18 protein-coding genes are annotated in these 19,764 nt (G+C 71.4%); 8 read left to right on the top strand and 10 right to left on the bottom strand.

Going from position 1 to position 19,764, the window contains the following annotated elements; translation table 11 throughout:
- Positions 1-31 precede the first annotated feature (31 nt).
- Entirely contained in the window at positions 32-745 is a 714-nt protein-coding gene (locus JAV51_RS03765; RefSeq protein ID WP_197319191.1) for a FadR/GntR family transcriptional regulator, read from the top strand.
- Between the two features lie 4 nt (positions 746-749).
- On the opposite strand, the gene JAV51_RS03760 is transcribed toward JAV51_RS03765, so the two are convergent.
- Positions 750-2,303: a GMC family oxidoreductase gene (locus tag JAV51_RS03760; RefSeq protein ID WP_197319190.1), complete on the bottom strand. Its 1,554-nt coding sequence runs from the start codon at positions 2,301-2,303 to the stop codon at positions 750-752.
- A gap of 196 nt (positions 2,304-2,499) precedes the next feature.
- Between JAV51_RS03760 and dxs the strand changes: the two genes are divergently transcribed.
- The 3 genes from dxs to JAV51_RS03745 are packed head-to-tail and all read left to right on the top strand — an operon-like array spanning position 2,500 to position 6,316.
- A complete protein-coding gene (gene dxs, locus JAV51_RS03755; RefSeq protein WP_197319189.1) occupies positions 2,500-4,437 on the top strand; it encodes a 1-deoxy-D-xylulose-5-phosphate synthase in 1,938 nt (645 codons plus the stop codon).
- A gap of 50 nt (positions 4,438-4,487) precedes the next feature.
- Positions 4,488-5,183, top strand: coding sequence for a response regulator transcription factor (locus JAV51_RS03750; protein ID WP_197319188.1), 696 nt, complete (start codon positions 4,488-4,490; stop codon positions 5,181-5,183).
- Complete coding sequence (locus JAV51_RS03745) at positions 5,180-6,316, top strand: cell wall metabolism sensor histidine kinase WalK (protein WP_197319187.1); 1,137 nt, start codon at positions 5,180-5,182, stop codon at positions 6,314-6,316. The genes JAV51_RS03750 and JAV51_RS03745 overlap by 4 nt, the downstream gene beginning before the upstream one ends.
- 2 nt (positions 6,317-6,318) lie before the next feature.
- Here JAV51_RS03745 and JAV51_RS03740 read toward each other — a convergent pair whose 3' ends face one another.
- From JAV51_RS03740 to JAV51_RS03730, 3 genes are all read right to left on the bottom strand, one after another.
- Positions 6,319-7,560 carry a ribonuclease D gene (locus JAV51_RS03740; RefSeq protein ID WP_197319186.1) on the bottom strand — a complete coding sequence of 414 codons (1,242 nt, stop codon included), beginning with the start codon at positions 7,558-7,560 and terminating at the stop codon, positions 6,319-6,321.
- Between the two features lie 64 nt (positions 7,561-7,624).
- A complete protein-coding gene (locus JAV51_RS03735) occupies positions 7,625-8,341 on the bottom strand; it encodes a response regulator transcription factor (protein ID WP_005439383.1) in 717 nt (238 codons plus the stop codon).
- A gap of 493 nt (positions 8,342-8,834) precedes the next feature.
- Positions 8,835-9,389 (bottom strand): DUF3000 domain-containing protein, encoded by a 555-nt coding sequence (locus JAV51_RS03730; protein WP_197319341.1) that lies wholly within the window; start codon positions 9,387-9,389, stop codon positions 8,835-8,837.
- Between the two features lie 79 nt (positions 9,390-9,468).
- On the opposite strand from JAV51_RS03730, the gene hemE reads away from it, so the two are divergent.
- Genes hemE through hemQ form a run of 3 tightly spaced genes read left to right on the top strand, consistent with a single transcriptional unit; the run spans position 9,469 to position 12,702 of the window.
- On the top strand, positions 9,469-10,548 hold the full coding sequence (gene hemE, locus JAV51_RS03725) for a uroporphyrinogen decarboxylase (protein ID WP_197319340.1): 1,080 nt from the start codon (positions 9,469-9,471) through the stop codon (positions 10,546-10,548).
- An 11-nt stretch (positions 10,549-10,559) separates the two neighbouring features.
- Positions 10,560-12,005: a protoporphyrinogen oxidase gene (gene hemG / locus JAV51_RS03720; RefSeq protein ID WP_307845725.1), complete on the top strand. Its 1,446-nt coding sequence runs from the start codon at positions 10,560-10,562 to the stop codon at positions 12,003-12,005.
- Between the two features lie 4 nt (positions 12,006-12,009).
- The gene (gene hemQ, locus JAV51_RS03715) at positions 12,010-12,702 is read left to right on the top strand and encodes a hydrogen peroxide-dependent heme synthase (RefSeq protein ID WP_197319185.1); all 693 of its coding nucleotides are present in this window, start codon (positions 12,010-12,012) and stop codon (positions 12,700-12,702) included.
- A 46-nt stretch (positions 12,703-12,748) separates the two neighbouring features.
- Here the strand turns inward: hemQ and msrB are convergent, their stop codons facing one another.
- The 5 genes from msrB to JAV51_RS03690 all read right to left on the bottom strand — a co-directional run bounded on the left by msrB (position 12,749) and on the right by JAV51_RS03690 (position 17,197).
- A complete protein-coding gene (gene msrB / locus JAV51_RS03710) occupies positions 12,749-13,174 on the bottom strand; it encodes a peptide-methionine (R)-S-oxide reductase MsrB (RefSeq protein WP_197319184.1) in 426 nt (141 codons plus the stop codon).
- 10 nt (positions 13,175-13,184) lie between these two features.
- Positions 13,185-13,484: a hypothetical protein gene (locus JAV51_RS03705; RefSeq protein WP_197319183.1), complete on the bottom strand. Its 300-nt coding sequence runs from the start codon at positions 13,482-13,484 to the stop codon at positions 13,185-13,187.
- Between the two features lie 44 nt (positions 13,485-13,528).
- Entirely contained in the window at positions 13,529-14,986 is a 1,458-nt protein-coding gene (locus JAV51_RS03700) for a serine/threonine-protein kinase (RefSeq protein WP_231641182.1), read from the bottom strand.
- Positions 14,987-15,155: 169 nt separating this feature from the next.
- Positions 15,156-15,860, bottom strand: coding sequence for a TVP38/TMEM64 family protein (locus JAV51_RS03695; protein ID WP_197319338.1), 705 nt, complete (start codon positions 15,858-15,860; stop codon positions 15,156-15,158).
- A gap of 59 nt (positions 15,861-15,919) precedes the next feature.
- Positions 15,920-17,197, bottom strand: a complete 1,278-nt coding sequence (locus JAV51_RS03690) for an AMP-binding protein (protein WP_197319181.1) — start codon at positions 17,195-17,197, stop codon at positions 15,920-15,922.
- A 66-nt stretch (positions 17,198-17,263) separates the two neighbouring features.
- On the opposite strand from JAV51_RS03690, the gene JAV51_RS03685 reads away from it, so the two are divergent.
- Positions 17,264-18,142 carry an endonuclease/exonuclease/phosphatase family protein gene (locus tag JAV51_RS03685; RefSeq protein WP_197319180.1) on the top strand — a complete coding sequence of 293 codons (879 nt, stop codon included), beginning with the start codon at positions 17,264-17,266 and terminating at the stop codon, positions 18,140-18,142.
- Positions 18,143-18,146: 4 nt separating this feature from the next.
- On the opposite strand, the gene JAV51_RS03680 is transcribed toward JAV51_RS03685, so the two are convergent.
- A complete protein-coding gene (locus JAV51_RS03680; protein WP_197319179.1) occupies positions 18,147-19,694 on the bottom strand; it encodes an alpha/beta hydrolase in 1,548 nt (515 codons plus the stop codon).
- Between the last annotated feature and the right edge of the window lie 70 nt (positions 19,695-19,764).

Here is a 19,764-nt window from a genome sequence, read left to right as displayed (position 1 = left end):
GGAAGACGGCGGGGCCGGATAGGCTCGACACGTGAGCGTGGAGCCAGAGGGGGCGGACGTCCTGCACAACACCGTGTTGGACACGATCGGTTCGGACATCACGGCGGGACTGCTGGCCGACGGCGACGTGCTCACCCTCGATCGCATCCAGGAGCGGTTCGGCGTCTCACGGACGGTGGCGCGCGAGAGCATGCGCGTCCTGGAATCGATGGGACTGGTGCGGTCCCGCCGACGCGTCGGCATCACGGTGCAGCCCCGGTCGAGCTGGAACGTGTTCGACCCGCGGGTGATCTGGTGGCGGCTGTCCGGGCCCGGTCGGGACGAGCAACTCCGCTCGCTCACCGAACTGCGGATCGCCGTGGAACCGCTGGCGGCTGCCGCGGCGGCACGCAGCGCGTCGGGGCAGGAGCGGGCGCGCGCCATGGACCTCGCCGCCGAGATGAGGACGCTCGGCGAGGCCGGACGACTCGACGACTTCATGGAACGCGACGTCGCGTTCCACACACTGCTTCTGCGGGCGAGCGGCAACGAGATGTTCGGCGCGCTGTCCGACGTCGTCGCCGCGGTGCTGCGTGGCCGCACCCAGCTCGGACTCATGCCTCACCAGCCGGTGCCCGAGGCGCTGGACCTCCACGAGCGGGTCGCGGCCTCGGTGGCCCGCGGTGAGCCGAGCGCGGCCGAGGCCGCGATGACGGAGCTGCTGGCCGAGGTGCGGGGCGCGATGCTGCCGCTGAGGCGAAGCTGACCCCTCACCGCCGTTGCGCGTCCTCCACGATCATGTCGGCGGCCTTCTCCCCGATGGCCATGGTCGTGATGCACGGGTTCACGGCCGTCAGGAACGGCATGGCGGACCCGTCGGCGACGCGCAGCCGCTCCACACCGCGCACTCGGAGCCGTTCGTCCAGAGGTGCGAACCGGTCGCTTGCCGGACCCATCTTCACGGTGCACGCCGGGTGATAGACGGTGTTGTGCGTCTTGACGATGTAGTCGGCCAGTTCCTCGTCGGTCTGCGCCTCGGGTCCGGGAGCGAGTTCGTCGCCCGCCCACTCCCGCATCGCGGGTTGCGCCACGATCTCGCGTGCCAACCGGATGCCGTAGGTCATCACGCGCATGTCGTGGGGGTCGGTGAAGTAGCGCGGGTCGACCTTCGGCCGGTCGCGGAAGTCCGGCGTGCGCAACGTGACCGTGCCCGTGGACCGCGACCGCGTGACGTTGGGCGTGAGGCAGAACCCGTTCTCCGTGGTCGGGTAGCCGTGGCGCAGGGTGTTGAGGTCGAAGGGCACGGACCCGTAGTGGAACATCAGGTCGGGGCGGTCCAGACCCGGCTCCGTCGTGGTGAAGATGCCGATCTCCCACCACTGGGTCGACTCCCGAACCATCGGCCTGCGGGCCTCCCACTGCACCAGTCCCTCGGGATGGTCCTGCAGGTTGCGCCCCACGCCCGGGGAGTCGACGAGCACGTCGATGTCGAACCCGGCGAGCTCCTCCGCCGGTCCGATGCCGGACAGGTGCAGCAGCTTCGGGGTGTCGATGGCGCCACAGCTCACCACGACCTCCGCGCGTGCCGTCACCTGTTCACTGTGGACGAGATCCTCGGCGAGGATCTCCACCCCGGTGCAGCGCAGCCCGTCGAAGGTCAGCCGCTTGGCCCGGACCCCGGTGCGCACCTCCAGATTGGACCGTCGGCCCAGGATCGGGTGCAGATAGGCCACCGAGGACGACGCCCGGGTTCCGTCCTCGAACGCGTTGATCTGGAACCAGTTGGCCCCGTGGGTGACCGTCCTTCCGGCGTTGAAGTCGGCACGCGGGATGCCGGCCTGTTCGCAGGCGTCGAGGAGTGCGACACCGGCCGGGTCGTGCGGTGGGACGGAACGGATGCGCACCGGCCCGTCCCTGCCGTGGTCGCCGGGGCCGTCGTTGTTCTCCAACCGCCGGTACAGGGGGAAAATGTCCTCGGCCGACCAGCCCGGCAACCCCAGCGACGCCCACTCGTCCAAATCCTCGGCCGGAGCCCAGAAGGCGATGCACGAGTTGTGTGAGGAGCACCCGCCGAGCACCTTCGCACGGGCGTGGCGCAGGAAGGAGTTGCCGTTCTCCTGCGGTTCCACCGGATAGTCCCAGTCGTATCCGGACTCCAACAACGCCATCCAGCGATCGAGCCGGAGGATGGCCGGGTCGTCCACATCGGAGGGCCCGGCTTCCAGCAGGCAGACGGTCGTGGACGGATCCTCCGACAGTCGGGCCGCGACCACGGCACCGGCCGTGCCACCACCGACGACGACGTAATCGAACTCGCGCGACATGGGGCTGTCCCTTCTCGGCGCTCGTCGTGGACCCTCGGCGACTCGGTGCCGAAAACCGCACGGTGTCGCCTGTCAGACCAGTATCCGGCGGACCGCGCGGAACAGCAGCGCTTCGCCCGAAGGTAGGCCCATCGACAAGACGTCCCTAGACTAAGCAGAACGAGGCAGCGAGAACTGACGGCGAGCGAGGTGGAGCGTGACGTTGCTGGAGTCCGTGCACGGGCCGGCCGACCTCAAACGGATGGATCACGACCAACTGGGCGTGCTGGCAGGGGAGATCCGGGATTTCCTCGTGGACAAGGTGCGCAGGGCGGGCGGCCATCTCGGACCCAACCTCGGGATCGTCGAGGTCACCCTCGCGGTGCACCGGGTGTTCGACTCCCCGAAGGACGCCCTGCTCTTCGACGTGGGTCACCAGTCGTACGTGCACAAGATCGTGACCGGTCGACACCGCGACTTCGACGGCCTCCGGCAGCAGGGCGGCATCGCCGGATACCCGGCACGCGCGGAGAGCGAGCACGACTTCATCGAGAACAGCCATGCCTCCACCGCGCTGTCGTACGCGGACGGGCTGGCCAGGGCCTACCAGCGCGAGGGCGGCGGCAGGCACGCCGTGGCGATCGTGGGTGACGGCGCCCTGACCGGCGGCATGTGCTGGGAGGCGTTGAACAACATCGCCGCCGACCCCGAGCGTCCCGTCGTCATCGTCGTCAACGACAACGGCCGCTCCTACTCGCCGACGATCGGTGGCTTCGCCGAGCACCTCGCGTCCCTGCGGCTGCGCCGCGGCTACGAGAAGTTCCTCGACGGTGGCAAGGAGTTGCTGCAGAACACGCCGGTGGTGGGCAAGCCGCTCTACACCGCCCTGCACGCCGCCAAGGCGGGTATCAAGGACGCGCTGAGCCCGCAGGTCATGTTCTCCGACCTCGGCCTGAAGTACATCGGTCCGGTCGACGGCCACGACCTGGTCGCACTGGAGAAGGCCCTGCAGAACGCGAAGGCCTTCGGCGGCCCGGTCGTCGTGCACGCGGTCACGGAGAAGGGCCACGGCTACGCGCCCGCCGTGAACCACCAGGCCGACCAGATGCACCAGACCGACCCGATCGACCCGCAGACCGGCAAGCCGCCCGTCAAGGGGCCGAGCTGGACGTCCGTGTTCGGCGAGGAGCTCGTCAAGATCGGGGCCGAGCGGGAGGACGTGGTGGCCATCACGGCCGCCATGCTGCGTTCGACCGGTCTGCAGCCGTTCTCCGAGGCGTACCCGGACCGCTGGTACGACGTCGGCATCGCCGAGCAGCACGCCGTCACCTCGGCCGCCGGACTGGCGATGGCCGGGTTGCACCCGGTGGTGGCGGTGTACTCCACCTTCTTGAACCGGGCGTTCGACCAGGTGCTCATGGACGTCGCCCTGCACAAGCTGCCGGTGACGCTGGTGCTCGACCGCGCGGGCGTCACGGGTCCGGACGGGCCGAGTCACCACGGCATGTGGGATCTGTCGCTGCTCGGCATGGTGCCCGGCATGAAGGTCGCCGCGCCCCGCGACGCGCGAACGCTGCGGGAGGAGCTGCGCGAAGCGGTCGAGGTCTCCGACGGCCCCACCGCGGTGCGGTTCTCGCGGGGTGGCGTCGTCGACTCGGTGCCCGCGGTGGAGCGCGTCGGCACCGTGGACGTGTTGCGGCACGACGAGCGCGGTGACGTGCTGCTCGTCGCGGTCGGCGCGTTCGCCCGACTCGGTCTGGCCGCGGCCGAGCGGCTGGCCGACCAGGGAATCGGTGTGACGGTCGTCGACCCGCGCTGGGTCGTGCCCGTGCCCGAGGAACTCGTGGTGTTGGCGGAGTCCCACCGCCTGGTGGTCACCCTGGAGGACAGCGGTCGACACGGCGGCTTCGGTTCGGCGATGGCCGCGGCCCTGCGTGACGCCGACTGCGACGTCCCGCTGCGTGACCTCGGCATCCCCCAGCGGTTTTTGGAGCACGGCACGCGCGACGAGGTGCTGGCGAGCATCGGCCTCACCGCCCAGGACGTGGCGCGCAGCGTCACCGAGTGGGCCGCGGGCAGGCTCGGCGACTCGGCGCGGGGTGCCGAGGACGTCGAGCGCGCCGCCGACGAGGCGATCGACACACCTCGCGACTGACCGAGCGTGCCGGTGGACGTTTCCAGGAACAGGTGTGACACGGTGTTGACGTGCGCGTTTTGGTTGTAGAGGACGAGGCGCCGTTGGCCGAGGCGGTGGCCCGCGGCCTGCGGCGCGAAGGGATGGCGGTCGACGTCGCGTTCACCGGGGACGAGGGCCACGAGAAGGCCACCGTCACCCGGTACGACGTCGTGGTGCTCGATCGTGACCTGCCCGGGATGTCGGGTGACGAGTTGTGCCGCGAGATCGTCACGTCGGGAGAACTGACCCGCGTGCTCATGCTCACGGCCAGCGGATCGGTGTCCGACCGCGTCGAGGGCCTGTCCCTCGGCGCCGACGACTACCTGTCCAAGCCCTTCGCCTTCCCGGAGCTCGTCGCCCGGGTCCGCGCGCTCGGTCGTAGGGCGACGCCCGCCACACCGCCGGTGCTCGTGGCCGACGACGTGGAGCTCGACCCGGCCAAGCGCACCGTGCTCCGCGCGGGGCGGCCGGTGGAACTCACGCGCAAGGAGTTCGGGGTCCTGGAGGTCCTGCTCTCCGCCAAGGGCGCCGTGGTCAGCAGCGAGGAGCTGTTGGAACGCGTCTGGGACGAGAACGCCGACCCCTTCACCACCACGGTGCGGGTGACGGTGATGACGTTGCGCAAGAAGCTCGGTGAGCCCGGGATCATCGAGACCGTGGTGGGGTCGGGTTACCGGGTGCCCGGTGCGGGCACCGCAGCCGACTCTGCTTCGCTGGATCGGTGATCCGCCGCACCACCCTCCCCGCGCGCACCCTCCGCGCTCGCGTCACCCTGCTGGCCACCTCGCTCGTCGCCGTCGTGAGCGTGCTCCTGTTGTGGCTGGCGTGGCGGCTCGTCGGGGACTCGGTCGCGGCGGTGCCGCAGCTCCCGCCCGGCACGCTCGTGCAGGTGGACGGCGTGGACGTGGAGGCGTCCGTGCTCTCCGAGCACCTGCAGGAGCAGGCTCGGCAGCGAGTGGTCGTGGCCGGGTTGAGCGCGTTCGGCTTCGTGGTGACGGCCGCGGCGATTCTCGCGTGGACGCTGACCTCCCACGTGCTGCGACCGCTGCGGGAGATCACGGACACCGCGCGCCGGTTGTCGGTCGAGTCGATGGGGGAGCGCATCGGTGACGTCCGGACGCGGGACGAACTCGCCGAACTCGCCCGTACCTTCGACGCGATGCTCGACCGGCTCCAGGCGGCATTCGACGCGCAACGCCACTTCGTGGCCAACGCCAGCCACGAGCTGCGGACCCCGCTCGCGGTGATCCGGACGGAGCTGGACGTCACGCTCTCCGACGAGCAGGCGGACGAGGCGGAGCTGCGCCGCATGGCCGGTGTGGTGCGGGACGCGACCGAGCGGGCGGAACGCCTGGTGAACGCCCTGCTGCTCCTTGCCCGCACTGACGGAGCCGAACTGGCGGTGGTCGAGCGGGTCCGTCTCTCCGAGGCCGTGGACAGTGCCTGGCGTGCGGTTCGTGCCGCTGCCGAGGAGAAGGGCGTGTCGGCGCGGTTCGAGCTCGGTGAGGCGACCACGACGGGCGATCCGGCGCTGCTGGAACGCATCGCGGGGAACCTGATCGAGAACGCGGTCACGCACAACGTCGAGAACGGCTGGCTGGAGGTGACCACCCGCGAGGGCGACGGCCAGTGGGTGGAGCTCGCCGTGCGATCGTCCGGTGGGGTGATCGCCGACGACACCGTGGCCGGGTTGTTCGAACCCTTCCGGCGGGCCGGGGTGGCCCGTACCGCGCGCACCGGAGCGGGCCTCGGGCTCTCGATCGTCCAGGCGGCGGTCCGGGCACACGGTGGCTCGGTGGAGGCCGAACCGGTACCCGGCGGCGGCCTTGCCGTCACCGTGAGGTTGCCGGCGGCGTGACGTCAGGCCCGTGCCCGCAGTGCGGTGCTGAGGGCCTCGGCGGTCAACTCCACCTGCCACGGCCTTGCGCCACCGTCGGCGAGTGCCGCTGCGACGGACTCCGGTGACAGGTCCGCGGGCGGTCGCCAACAGGTGCGACGCAGCAAGTCCGGGAGCAGCAGGTTCTCCACCGGGAGCCGATGCCGCTCCGCGATGTCGGCCAGCGCCGTCCTCGCGGCAGCCAGGCGAGCCGCCGCGTCGGGGTCCTTGTCGGCCCACCGGTTCGCCGGGGGTGGACCGTCGTGCGCGACGGCCACGCTGGGGAGCTCGGAGGCGGGCAGCGTCCGGGCGTGGTGGAGCTGCCGCAGCCAGCGGTTGGCCTGCCTGCGCTGCACGCGGCCCCCGAACACCGGGAGCTGAAGGAGATCGGCCACGGACCGCGGGTCCGCGAGCACGGCGTTGATGATGGCGCTGTCCGGCAGGATGCGTCCCGGGGCCCGGTCGCGCTTGCGTGCCAGCTCGTCGCGGGCCTCCCACAGCGCGCGCACCGCGGCGAGTCCGCGTGCGGTGCGGATCTTGTGGATGCCGGACGTGCGACGCCACGGTTCGGCGCGGGGGCGGGGTGGCGGCGCCGTGCGGACGGCGTCGAACTCCTGTCGAGCCCAGTCGAGTTTGCCCGCCGCCTCCAGCTCGGCCTCCAGCTTCGCGCGCAGTGGCACGAGCAGTTCGACGTCGAGTGCGGCGTAGTTCAGCCAGTCGACCGGCAGCGGGCGTCGCGACCAGTCGGCCGCGCTGTGGCCCTTCTCCAGCCGGTATCCCAGCAGTTCCTCCACGAGCGTGCCCAGGGCCACTCGCTGGTGACCCGCGAGCCTGCCCGCGAGTTCGGTGTCGAACAACGACGGCGGGTGGAGGCCCAGTTCGGCGAGGCACGGCAAGTCTTGCGAGGCCGCGTGCAGCACCCACTCGACGTCGTTCATCACCTCGGCGAGCGGCGCGAGGTGGTCGCGCAGTGGGATCGGGTCGACGAGGAACGTGCCGGCACCCTCGCGTCTGATCTGCACGAGGTACGCCCTCGGCCAGTAGCGATAACCGGAGGCGCGTTCGGTGTCCACGGCGAGCGCGCCGGTGCCCGCGGCGAGCTGCGCACACGCCTCGCGCAGGCTGTCCGGGTCGGCGATCACGTCGGGAGTTCCGCCGGCCGGTTCGGTCAGCAAGAAGGGTGCAGAGTCCTCCGGCGGGCCGGAGCGTGGATCTGCGTTGTTCACGTTGGTGAACCCTACGGGACGGGCCTACCGCGCCTGGTCGCCCGCCCCGTAGGGCTGCAGTGTGTCAGCGGATCACGCCCGCGCGCATGGCCAACGCGACCATCTGCGCCCGGTCGCCGGTGCCGAGCTTGCGCCCGATCCGCGAGAGGTGGGACTTCACCGTCAACGCGGACAGACTGAGCTCTTCACCGATTTCCTTGTTGGACTGGCCGTCGGCCACGAGCTGGAGCACCTCGACCTCGCGAGCGGAAAGCTCACGCGGCGTGTTGTCGGTGCCCGCCACCCGAGTACCGGTGGCCAGGACGGGTGCGACGCTGGGGTCGGCGTAGACGCCTCCCTCCAGCACCCGCCGTACGCCGTCGGTGACCACCACCGGCGACGCGGACTTCAGCAGATACGCCTGCGCGCCCGCCTGGAACGCCGAACGCACGGCGTACGGGTCGTCGGACGACGCGAGGACCACGACCCGGAGCCAACCGCTGCTGCGGAGCTCCGTGACGAGTTCGATACCGCTGCCATCCGGCAGCCCGAGGTCGAGGATCGCGAGGTCGCACGGCCCAGTCGCGGCCGCCCTCGCTCTCGCCTCGGCGACGGTCGCGGCCTCGTGGACCGTGCCGGCGCCCATCTGCGCAAGTCGTGCGGCGATCGCCTCCCTCAACAGCGGGTGGTCGTCGACCACCAGCACAGAAAACAGTTCCTCCCGCGGGTGCGGGACCATGCTCGCCGGCAATGAGCCGGCTGGCGTGGATCGGACGGCCTGAGTAAAGCCGACGGCAGCCACGTCACTACCTCCCTGGAGTCGGTCGTGCCCCCCGACCGGCACCGGGACTTTCGGCCGATCAGCCGCGCCAGCCTTAGACCGAAAGTGGTGTCGTCGAAAGCACTCTAGCCGCCCAGGTGGGTCAGTGGGGGCATTCACCACTGATCTGTCCCTATCGGGTAATGACTCACCGCTCCAGCTATAGCGCATTCGGGTTCTTGTACGGATTGTGGTTAACGCATAGCTCAGGGTCGACGATGTAAGTGGGTTCTCACGCTCCGGATGCCCGTGCATCCGCCCTGTGCAGAGGCACTTTGCAGGTCTTTCCAGTGCCTCGCGAGGTGGTCTGGACCGCGCGTGACGACGGGTTCGTCGAATTCGTACGGTCGAAACCGCGTCCGAAAGTGCACACCGTCCTCGCCTTTACGTCAGGGGAGAGTTGCGAACGAAAAGAATTATGCGGTGTCGAGCCCGGCGATGCGACTGCGGCGGCCGTTCGACGGGGTGAGGGCGGTCAGTCGGTGCGGCGCTGCCCGAACACGCTCACGCCCACGGGCGGCAGACCCGCGTAGTGCGACAGCGCCATGGAGAACGCCTCACCGTGGGGACGGAGGTCGGTGGTCGTCGGGGTCCACGACGCCCGCAGCTCGATGTCGTCGGTGCGGACCGGTCCCGCGATGTCGCCGAATCGGGCCGACGACGTCTCGGTGACCGTGCCGCGCAGAGCCGTCCACGTCGCTCCCGTGGCGTCGAGCGCGTCGGTGAGCCACGCCCAGCCCACGTCGGGCAGGAACGGGTCCGTGGCCAGCTCGGCGTCGAGTTCCGCTCGCACGAAGACGACGAGCCGGAACGTGCCATGCCAGCCGTCCTGGCCCTGCGGGTCGTGCAGGAGCACCAGCCGTCCGGACGCGGGGACGTCCTCGGGGCCGGTGACCTCCGCCGCGAGAGCGAACGCCCACGGTGCCAGGCGGCGCGGGGCCTTGATCGGCTCCAGCGTCACCTCCGGCCGGGGGGGCACGGAGCGCAACGAGGCAACGGCGGCTTGGAACTCGTCGGGTGCCTCAGTCATCGCGGTCACCACTCGACTGTAGGACGGGGTGCCGCGAGTGCGGGCACAGGCGCGCCGGGGATCGGGCCGTCCCGACGTCATGGCACGATTGTTGGCGATGACAACTACTCCTGCGTCGGCACGTCGCAACCTTCCCGACGCGCCGTTTCTCGTCGCCGCGCGGGGCGGAACACCCGCGCACGTCCCCGTGTGGTTCATGCGTCAGGCGGGACGGTCGTTGCCGGAGTACCGGCGACTCCGTGAAGGCGTCCCGATGCTCGAGGCGTGCTTCAACCCCGAGATGCTGGCCGAGATCACGATCCAGCCGGTGCGCAGGCACGGGGTGGACGCCGCGATCCTGTTCAGCGACATCGTGGTGCCGTTGAAGGCCGCGGGCGTCGACATCGACATCGTCGCCGGGACCGGGCCGGTGGTCGCGAACCCGGTGCGGTCGCGCGCCGACGTGGCGGCGCTGCCCGAGCTGGACCCGGAGCAGGTGCGGCCGATCACCGACGGTGTGAAGCTGTTGACCGAGCAGTTGGGCGGCACGCCGCTCATCGGGTTCGCCGGTGCTCCGTTCACGTTGGCCTCGTACCTCATCGAGGGCGGGCCCAGCAAGAACCACGAGCGCACCAAGGCGCTGATGCACAGCGAGCCCGAGGTGTGGCACGCCCTCGCGGGCGCGTTGGCGCGCATCACGCTGACCTTCCTCCGCGCCCAGTTGGACGCGGGTGTCGACGCGGTGCAGCTCTTCGACTCGTGGGCCGGGGCGTTGTCGGTGCGGGACTACCGCACCTTCGTCCTGCCGCACTCCGCGGCGGTGCTGGACGGCGTGGCCGACTACGGAGTCCCGCGCATCCACTTCGGCGTGGGCACGGGCGAGTTGCTCCCGTCCATGCGCGAGGCCGGCGCCGACGTCGTGGGCGTCGACTGGCGGATCCCGCTCGACGAGGCCGCGCGGCGGCTCACCGTGAGCGGCCGGCCCGCTCCGGTGGTGCAGGGCAACCTCGACCCCGCGCTGCTGAGCGCGTCCTGGCCGGTCGTCGAGGCCGAGGTGCGTCGGATCGTCGACGAGGGACGCGCCGCGGGCGGACACATCTTCAACCTCGGCCACGGCGTCCTGCCCGACACCGATCCGTCGGTGCTGACCCGCGTCGTGGAGCTGGTGCACAGCCTGTGACGGGAGGCGAGGTGGACTCGGACACGGCTCGGCCACTGTCGATCCGCGAGGTCCGCGACGTCGTCGTGGTCGGCGCGGGCATCGCGGGTCTGACGGCCGCCTATCGGCTGCGTGGCGAACTCGGGCCGCGGGCGCGGATCACGGTCTGCGATTCCGCGTCCGTCCTCGGCGGGAAGGTGCGCACGGTCGAGCTGGCCGGTCGACCGTTCGACGTGGGCGCCGAGGCCGTGCTCGCGCGACGTCCGGAAGCGGTGGCGTTGATGCGGGAGGCGGGGCTCGGCGACGAGCTGGTGCACCCCACCACCGCCTCCGGTTCGGTGCGGGCGCTCGGCCGGACGGCATCGCTGCCCAAGGGCACGATGATGGGCATTCCGGCGTCGGCCGAGTCGGTGGCCGGCGTGCTGTCGGACGACGGGGTGCGTGCCGTGGCGGCGGAGCGCGCCGCGACGCCACTGGTGTTGCCCGCACACGACGTCTCGCTGGGTGCGCTGCTGCGTGAGCGATTCGGCGACGAGGTCGTCGAACGTCTGGTGGACCCGCTGCTCGGTGGCGTTTACGCGGGCGGTGCCGACGGCCTCGGGTTGCGTGCCACGGTGCCCGCCGTCGCGGCGGCTCTCGACGGCGGAGCGACGTCGCTGACGGAGGCAGTGGCGGCCACGCTGCCGAAGCGACCGAGCACCGCTCCCGTCTTCGCCACGCTCCGCGGTGGGCTCGGCGACCTCGTCGACCGGCTCGCGAAGGGCAGCGAGGCGGACTTCCGGCTCGGAGAGCCCGTGCGGGAATTGCACCGACGCCCTGATGGCGGGTGGCGGCTCCGCCTCGGCGCGGCGGCACCGGCACACGCGCCCGCCGACGCCGAGCTGGAGGCCGACGCCGTGGTGCTCGCCGTGCCTCCACCCGCCGCGAGTCGGTTGCTGGCGGACGTCGCCCCCGACGCCGCCGCCGCGTACGCCGAGATGGAGCTGGCCTCGATGGCGGTGGTCGCGCTCGCGCTCCCCGCCGGGACGGAGCTTCCCTCGTCCTCCGGCGTGCTCATCGGCGAGCGGGAGCGTCGGTCGGACGGACGACCGTTCACGGCGAAAGCGTTCACCTTCTCGGCCCGGAAATGGTCCCACCACTCCGGCCCCGGCGATCCCGTGCTGATCCGCGGGTCCGTCGGCCGGTTCGGCGAGGCCCGGTCGCTGCAGGTCGGCGACGACGAACTGATCGCGCGCGTGCGGTCCGACCTGGCGGACTTGACCGGGGTGACGGCGGAGCCCGTCGACAGTCACGTCCAGCGCTGGGGCGGGGGACTGCCGCAGTACGGGGTCGGGCATCTCGACCGGGTCGCCCGCATCGAACGGGCGGTGGCCCGGCTCGACGGGCTGGCCGTCGCGGGTGCCGCACTGCACGGTGTGGGCGTGCCCGCATGTGTGGCCACCGGAACAGCCGCGGCGCTGCGAGTGGTGGGACGATAGACCCATGGCGCGGTTGAACTACGACGAACTGAACAACACCATCCGTTACACGGCGTGGTCCGTGTTCCGGGTCGAGCCGGGCAGGCTCGGTGACGACCGGGGCCAGGCGGCCGCGGAGACCACCGACTACCTCGACGCCCTGGAGGGCAAGGGCGTGGTCGTGCGCGGCGTCTACGATCTCTCCGGGCTGCGGGCCGATGCCGACTACATGATCTGGTGGCACGCCGAGGAGGCCGAGCAGGTCCAGGCGGCCTACACCGGCTTCCGCCGCACGCCGCTGGGTCGCGCGTCGACGCCGGTGTGGAGCCAGTTCGCCCTCCACCGCCCCGCCGAGTTCAACAAGAGCCACATTCCCGCGTTCCTCGCGGGCGAGGAACCGCGCAAGTACATCTGCGTCTACCCGTTCGTCCGGTCCTACGAGTGGTACCTGCTCCCGGACGCCGAACGGCGCAGGATGCTTGCCGAGCACGGCAAGGAAGCGCGCGACTACCCGGACGTCCGGGCGAACACGGTCGCCTCCTTCGCCCTCGGTGACTACGAGTGGATCCTGGCGTTCGAGGCGGACGAACTGCACCGCATCCTCGACCTGATGCGCCACCTGCGGGCCACCGACGCGCGCAGGCACGTGCGGGTGGAGACGCCGTTCTACACCGGCACGCGCGTGCAGCCCAACGAGCTGGTGCTCAACCTGCCCTGAGTGCGTCGAACCGCGCCCGACCGTCGTGATCGGGCGCGGTTCGCGTTCACTTCTCGGTGCTGACCAGCCGCAGGGCGATCGAGTTGATGCAGTAGCGCTGGTCGGTGGGGGTGCCGTAACCCTCACCCTCGAAGACGTGGCCGAGGTGGCTGTGGCACGACGCGCACAGCACCTCCGTGCGCACCATCCCGAGCGAGCGGTCCTCGCGGAGCACCACGGCGTCGGAGTCGGCCGGGTCGTAGAACGACGGCCATCCGCAGTGGCTCTCGAACTTCGTGTCACTGCGGAACAGCTCGGCCCCGCACGCCCGGCACTCGTACACGCCTTCCGTCTTGGTGTCGTTGTACTCGCCGGTGAACGGGCGTTCGGTGGCGGCCTGCCGCAGGACCGCGTACTCCTCGGGACTCAGTTGCGCGCGCCATTCCTGCTCGGTCTTGACAACCTTCGGCGTCGTGTGGGTGCCGGACTCCATGGTTCCCAGGCTACCTCGCAAGCCAGGCGAGGAGATCCACGACGATGTCCCAGGCACTGACGAGGACACCGATGAGAATCAGGCACACCACGGCCGCGGCGACCCACCAGCGAAGGCCGCCCGCGCGGTTGCTGCCCTCGGCGAAGTCGGCGACCCCGCGCAGCGAGCCTTCGACGGTGAACGTCGGATCGCACCGCTGCATGCGGTCCAGGTGCTCGGCGAACGCCTGCGCGTCGGGATCGTCCGGGTCGAGTCCGACGAGGTCGTCGTCGAAGCGGGGATGGCGCTCGGCTCCCGGGTTCTCGGCCATGGTTCCACGGTAAGTCACACCTGGCCGTCGGCACAGGTCGACGGTCAGGGCTGCTGGTTCGACTCCGGACGGGGATCGCCGTCGATCTTCAGCTCGCCGTTCAGCACGACCACACGCAGGAAGATGGGCGACAGGCCGCTGCCGAAGTCCACGTTGACCTTCATGTTGAGCGAGCCGTCCGCGTTCTTCGCGTTGCCCTCGACCGCGGTCGCCCGCCGGACGTTCTTGACCGTGTGGTCGGCCCAGTACGCCCGGTATTCCTCCTCGCTGCCGAAGTAGGTCTGCTGGGCGTACGGGGTGAGGAAGTCCCAGTGGTCGCCCGGCCCCTGGCCGTTGTCGTAGAAGTAGCGGACGAGGAGCTGACCCGCGGAGCGGTAGTCGGTGATGTCCGCCTCGGAGCTCGGCGGGGCGGGAGCGCCCTGGCTGTTGGTCGGCGTCGGCGACTGCGACGTGTGCTCACCGGCTTGGCTGTCGTCGCCGTTGTTGCTGGTCAGCACGATGACGAGTCCGGCCGCGACGACGAGTACGACGACGGCGACCGCGCCGAACACGAGGTTCTTCCGCGATCCGCCGTCCGGCGACGGTTCAGGGGCGCTGGAGGCCATGGCGGTGGCCGGCTGAGCCGGCGGTTCCGGCGAGGCGTCCCGGCGCCACGGCGGCGGACTCGCCGGGTCCGCGGGCGTGGCCGTCATCTCCCGCGTCTGCTCCTTCGGCGTAGGAGGAGCGACGGCCGCTGCGACCCCGGCCTGCCCGGAAGCGAGCTTGGCCAGCTTGTCGCGGGCCTCAGTCATGCTCGGCCGGTTTTCCGGCTCCGGGTTGAGCAGTTGCATCAACAGCGCCGTGGCCGGTCCCGCCTGTCTGGGCGGGTTGATCTTGCCGCTGGCCGCCGCGTACAGGAGCGCGAGCTGGTTGGTGTTGTCGCCGTACGGCGGGAGCCCCTCGATCGCGTGGTAGAGCGTGGCCCCGAGGGCGAAGACGTCCGAACTCGGCTTCGGGTCCGCGCCGCGCGCCAGCTCCGGAGCGAGGTAGGCGGGGGTGCCGCCGATGAGGCCGGTCTGTGTGAGCGTGAGGTCGCCGGTGGCCCGGGAGATCCCGAAGTCGGTGATCTTGCAGACGCCGTTGTCGTCGATGAGGATGTTGCCCGGCTTGATGTCCCGGTGCACGATGCCGGCGCGATGCGCGGCGATCAGCGCGGAAGCGACCTGCTCGCCGATCCGCGCGACTTCCGGCACCGGCAGGGTCTCGTGCTCCACCAGCACCGCCGAGAGGCTCCGCGAGGGCAGGTACTCCATCACCAGGCAGGGATCGCCTTCGTGCTCGGCGATGTCGAAGACGACGATGGCGTTCGGGTGTTGGAACCGCGCCGCGTTGCGGGCTTCGCGCATGGCGCGCTGTCGCATGGTGTCGCGCTCGGCGTCGGAGAGGCCGGGCTGCGCGATGATCTGCTTCACCGCCACAGAGCGTTCGAGGCGCTCGTCGATCGCACGCCACACGATGCCCATGGCACCGCTCCCGATGTGCTCGACGAGGCGATAGTGACCTGCGATCAATTGACCGGTGTTGATGGCACTACTCCTCGGCTACGTTCCGTGCTGGTGACAGGGCGCGGGCGCGAAGAAATGTGATCTCCGCACTCCGATGAGTGTAGCGGTCGCCCTCCCGCCGTCGACGTCAACCGCCGGGCGGGTCGACGCCGTCACCACCCCGCCGTGACTCGAAATCCCCCGTCGCCGCAACGGTTTTCCCCGCCGTCGGTTCGACCGAGCGCACCGCCCTCAGCAGGCCGAGCGCGCCGAGCACGGCGAACGTGGCGTAGCAGGCGATCAGTGCGGGTGGCGTCGTGCCGGTGAGCGCGTCGCCGAGCACCACCACGGCGATCGTGCCCGGCACGCTGCCGATCGCCGTGCCCACGAGGTACGGCTTCGTCGACAGGGTGGACACCCCGCAGAGGTAGCTGAGCGGAGCGAAGGGGACGACCGGGATGAGCCGCAGTGAGGCGACGGCGAGCGCCCCGCCTCCGGAGAGCCGTTCGTCTAGGACCCTCACGGGCTTGCGGTGCAGGTGTCGCAGCACCACCTCCCGGCCCAGGGGCCGGGCGAGAGCGAATCCGAGCAGCCCCGACAGCACTGTCGCCGCGAGCGCCACCGGGACGCCCACCAGCTCACCGAACAGCAGACCCGCCGCGAGGTTGAACACCGTCCGGGGCACGGGGGCCGCCGTGCACACCGCGTAGGCGCCGAAGAACGCCACGACACCCATCGCGCCGAGGTTCTCGGCCCAGAGGCGGACCTGCGCGGGGCCGGGAATCGGCACCAGCACGGCGACGACGGCGAGGGCGCCGAGGACGACCAGGCCCACGAGCACTTTCGTCGTCATCCGCACGGCGAACACGGTAGACGACACCGACGGCGCGGCCGAGCAGCGGTCCGGGTCGGTCAGTCCCTGCTCGCGGCGACGACGCGGCCGGTGTGGCGCAGCGTTCCCTCGACGTCGAGGCTGCCCGAGTCGCCGGTGCAGAACCAGCCGTCGACGGTCCGGCGGGTCGAGAACGCGTCCGGCGAGTCGAGCCACGTGTCCGGCACCACGGTGCCCCGGACCTGGATCTCGCCGAGGACACCCGACGGCAGGGCGGCACCCGTCTCGGGGTGCACGATCCGGAACTCGACGTCGGAGCCGACCGGGCGGCCACCCGCGTGACCGCGGGAGCGCTCCGGCGCCCCCGACGGCCACAACGCGACGGGCGGGCACAGTTCCGGCACGGTGTAGAGGGCTGTGGCGGGCAGGCCGAACGCCTGCTCGCTGAGCCGCACGGCCTCGGCGTGCGCCTCGGGGGCGTCGGCGCGACCCGCGACGCCCAGCCAGCGCCACGTCGGCGTGTCCCGCGTTCCGGCCAGGGCCGCGAGCGCGGCGGCGCACTCGGCGTCCGTGGCGACGTGGGTCACCCCGAAGCGGGCCACGTCCGCCAGGACGGTCCGCGGGGTCGGGCGGGCTTCGAGCAGGCAGGTCGCCCCGGTGGAGACGGCCGCGAGCGCGATCGACAGCCACAGCGGCGACGACGGGGGCGTGGTGCACAGCACGACGTCGTCCTCGCCCAAGCCGAGTGCCTCCGCCGTGGCGTGCGCGTGCCGGGTGAGTGCCGACTCGCGATGGGCCGCCAGCTCCGGGAGGAAGGCCACCGCCACCTCGTCACCGCGCACCTCCGGCATCGGCATGCCGACGGTCGGCGGGCTGGGCAGCCACGCGCCCGCGCCCACGTCGTACGGCGACGGGTCGACCGGTGGGGTGCGGCCGGGGGCGGGCACGACCGCCACGGTGGGGACGACGCCTCCGTGCACTTCACCGTGCCGCACGGCCTCGTGCAGCGTCGTGGACGCGGGTCCGAGATGCGGCGTCGCGACGACCTTGGGGCGCACGCGGCGCAGCACGTCGCCGAGCGTGTCGGCGGAGCTGTCGACGTCGGCGCACACGACGTGGGCGCCGAGGGACGCGGTCGCCACGTGCCATTCCAACACCGACGAGGAGGCGGGCAGCAGAACGAGCACGCCGTCACCGCGTCCGACGCCGGCCGTCGCGAGGTCGGCGCGTAGCTGCAGCGTGTGGCGCCACAGTTCGGCGCGGCTGACATGCTGCGGCTGGTCGGGATCGGCGTCGATCGCGATGATGGCGTGCGGGTCGTGCCTGGTCAGGCCTGCGAGCAACGACAGAAGGTTCACCGACCGTCAGCGAAACATCTGTGCGCAGTTCCGTCAAGAGCCGGTCGGCCGCTCTATGGTCTAGACATGTATACCCATCGTGTTCATCCGTTTCCCGTCCGTGTTCGGGGTCGCTCGGCGGTCGCCGCGGCTCTGACGATCGTGCTGATGGTCCTCGCGTTCACCACTCCGGCCGCTGCGAGCACCGACTCCGCCCGGGTCCTCCGCGTGATGACCTACAACATCCACACCGGCATCGGCGTCGACGGCCGGGCCGACCTCGAACGCATCGCCGCGGTCGTCCGGCAGGCCGACGTCGACGTGGTGGGGTTGCAGGAGGTCGACGTTCACTGGTCCGACCGCAGCGCCTACGCCGACCAGGTCGCCGAGCTCGCCCGGCTGACGGGCATGTCGGCGTTCTTCGCGCCGATCTACGACCTCGACCCGGAACCCGGCCACGAGGAACGGCGCCGGTACGGCGTGGCGATCCTGAGCGCCCACCCGATTCTGTCGACCACGAACCACCGCATCACCCGGTGGTCCACGGTGGACCCCGACGCCGAGCCGGAGCCGGGGCCGGGCTTCGCCGAGGTGGTCCTGTCCGTCCACGGCAGACCCGTGCACGTCTACAGCACGCACCTCGACTACCGGCCCGACCCGTCGGTGCGGCAGCGTCAGGTGGAGGACACCCTGCACATCCTCGGTCGGCAGCCGGAGAGTGCGCCCCAGGTGCTGCTCGGTGACTTCAACGCCGAGCCCTCGGCACCGGAGCTCGCACCGCTGTTCGCGCACGTGCGGGACGCGTGGCGAGTGCCCGACAGCGGCCTCACCTTCCCTGCCGACGACCCGGTGAAGCGCATCGACTACGTGACCGTGGCCGGTCCGGTGCGGGTCCTCGACGCCGCCGTGCCCGTGACGACTGCCTCGGACCACCGACCGGTCGTCGCCACCCTGCAGGTGCGCTGAGCGGTCACGCCGGGCACAGCGTGCCGTCCCTCGGCACGTCTCCGTCGACCAGGAAGGCGGCGACCTCCTGGCCCACGCACGGGGAGCCGAGCGCGCCGTGCCCGGCGCCCTGCCAGGCCACCCGCACCGCGCTGGGAATCTGCTCGGCGGCCCGCACGGTGCCGCGCTCGGGCGTCAGCGGGTCGGTGGCGGTACTGAGCACGAGGACGGGCGGCGCCTCGGGGGAGCCGAGATCGGGGACGTTCTCCTGGCGGCTCGGCCACGGGCTGCACCACACGAGTGGCTGTGCCACCACGGCCCCGAACACGGGATGGTCGGAGCGCAGCGCGCGGGCGGCCTCCCGGAGCTGGTCGTGCGGCAGCCGGCTTGCGGTGTCGTTGCACCGGGTGACGAGCACGCCGTCCGTTCTCGGCGCGCCGCTCGGGTCGTCGTCGAGCCAGGGAGTCACGAACGCCGCCAGCCGCGAGGCGTCACCGCTCCGGGCGGCGTCGACGGCATCGGCCAGCTCGACCCACCGGCCCGGCTGGGACAGCCCGGCGAGCACCGCCCTGCGGACGAGGGTCGAGTTCAGCCGGTGCTCACCGGCTCGCAGCGGGGTGGCCCGGGCGTTGTCCGCGAGCTCGGTCACCACCGCGCGGGCGTCGTCCCCCAGCGGGCAGTTCCGGCGAGCGCAGTCGGCGGTGAACTCGTCGAGGGTCGCCTCCGCTCCCGCCGCCACGTCGCCCAGCACCCCCGTCGGGTCGGTCGACGGGTCGGGGACGCCGTCGAGCACGATGCGGCCCGCGCGGTCGGGGAACCGGGCGGCGTAGTAGGCGGCGGGGACGGACCCGTCACCGTGTCCCAGCACATTGAGGTGGTCGACACCGAGTTGGATGCGGAGCTCTTCGAGGTCGCCCGCGGTGCGCCAACTGTCGTAGGCGGTCTGGACGTCCTCCAGCGCGATGGCGCACTGCTGGCCCGCCGTCCTGGCCGCGTCGAGGAGCGGGTCCACCGAGGTGGCCGGGTCGTGGCTCAGCAGCGTCTCCCGTTCCTGCTCCGGGATGCATCGCAGGGCGTCGGACGTGCCCGTGCCCCGGCGGTCGACGCCGATGAGCGAGAACGTCTCCAGCACCTCGTCGGGCAGCGTCCGGGCGAGCTGCACGGCGTATCGCGTGCCGGGTTCGCCGCCGACGTCGTTGAGGACCACGAGTGGGATGCGCCCGGTCCCGACCTTGCTGACCCCGATGCGGGTCAGACCGAGACCGGGCAGGCCGGGTGCGTCGAGCGAGAGACTGATCCGGGCGCACGACACCTCCGGCGCCGGGTCGGTCCCGTCGAGGTCCCGCAGCAGTTCGGGGGGACAGTCCGACCACCGCAGCGCCGGGTTCCTGGGCTCGCTCAGGTCGGGCAGGGGAACGTCGGGTGTGGTCTCGGTGCTCGTCTCGGGTGCGGGGTCGCTGTCCCCCTCCAGGACGGCAGGACGCGACGACGGACCGGCGGTGCACCCCGCCACCAGCAGACCGACCAGGGTGGACACCACGAGGTGTCGGCGAGCACGACCACGGCGCGGCACGGAAACGGGCCCTCACTTCCTGCGGCGGAATTCCTCGTCAAACCTTGACACGGCACCGGTGAGACGCCCG

Source organism: Saccharomonospora sp. NB11, from assembly GCF_015910535.1.
Lineage (GTDB): Bacteria > Actinomycetota > Actinomycetes > Mycobacteriales > Pseudonocardiaceae > Saccharomonospora.
This window is presented reverse-complemented; position numbering and strand designations above follow the sequence as displayed.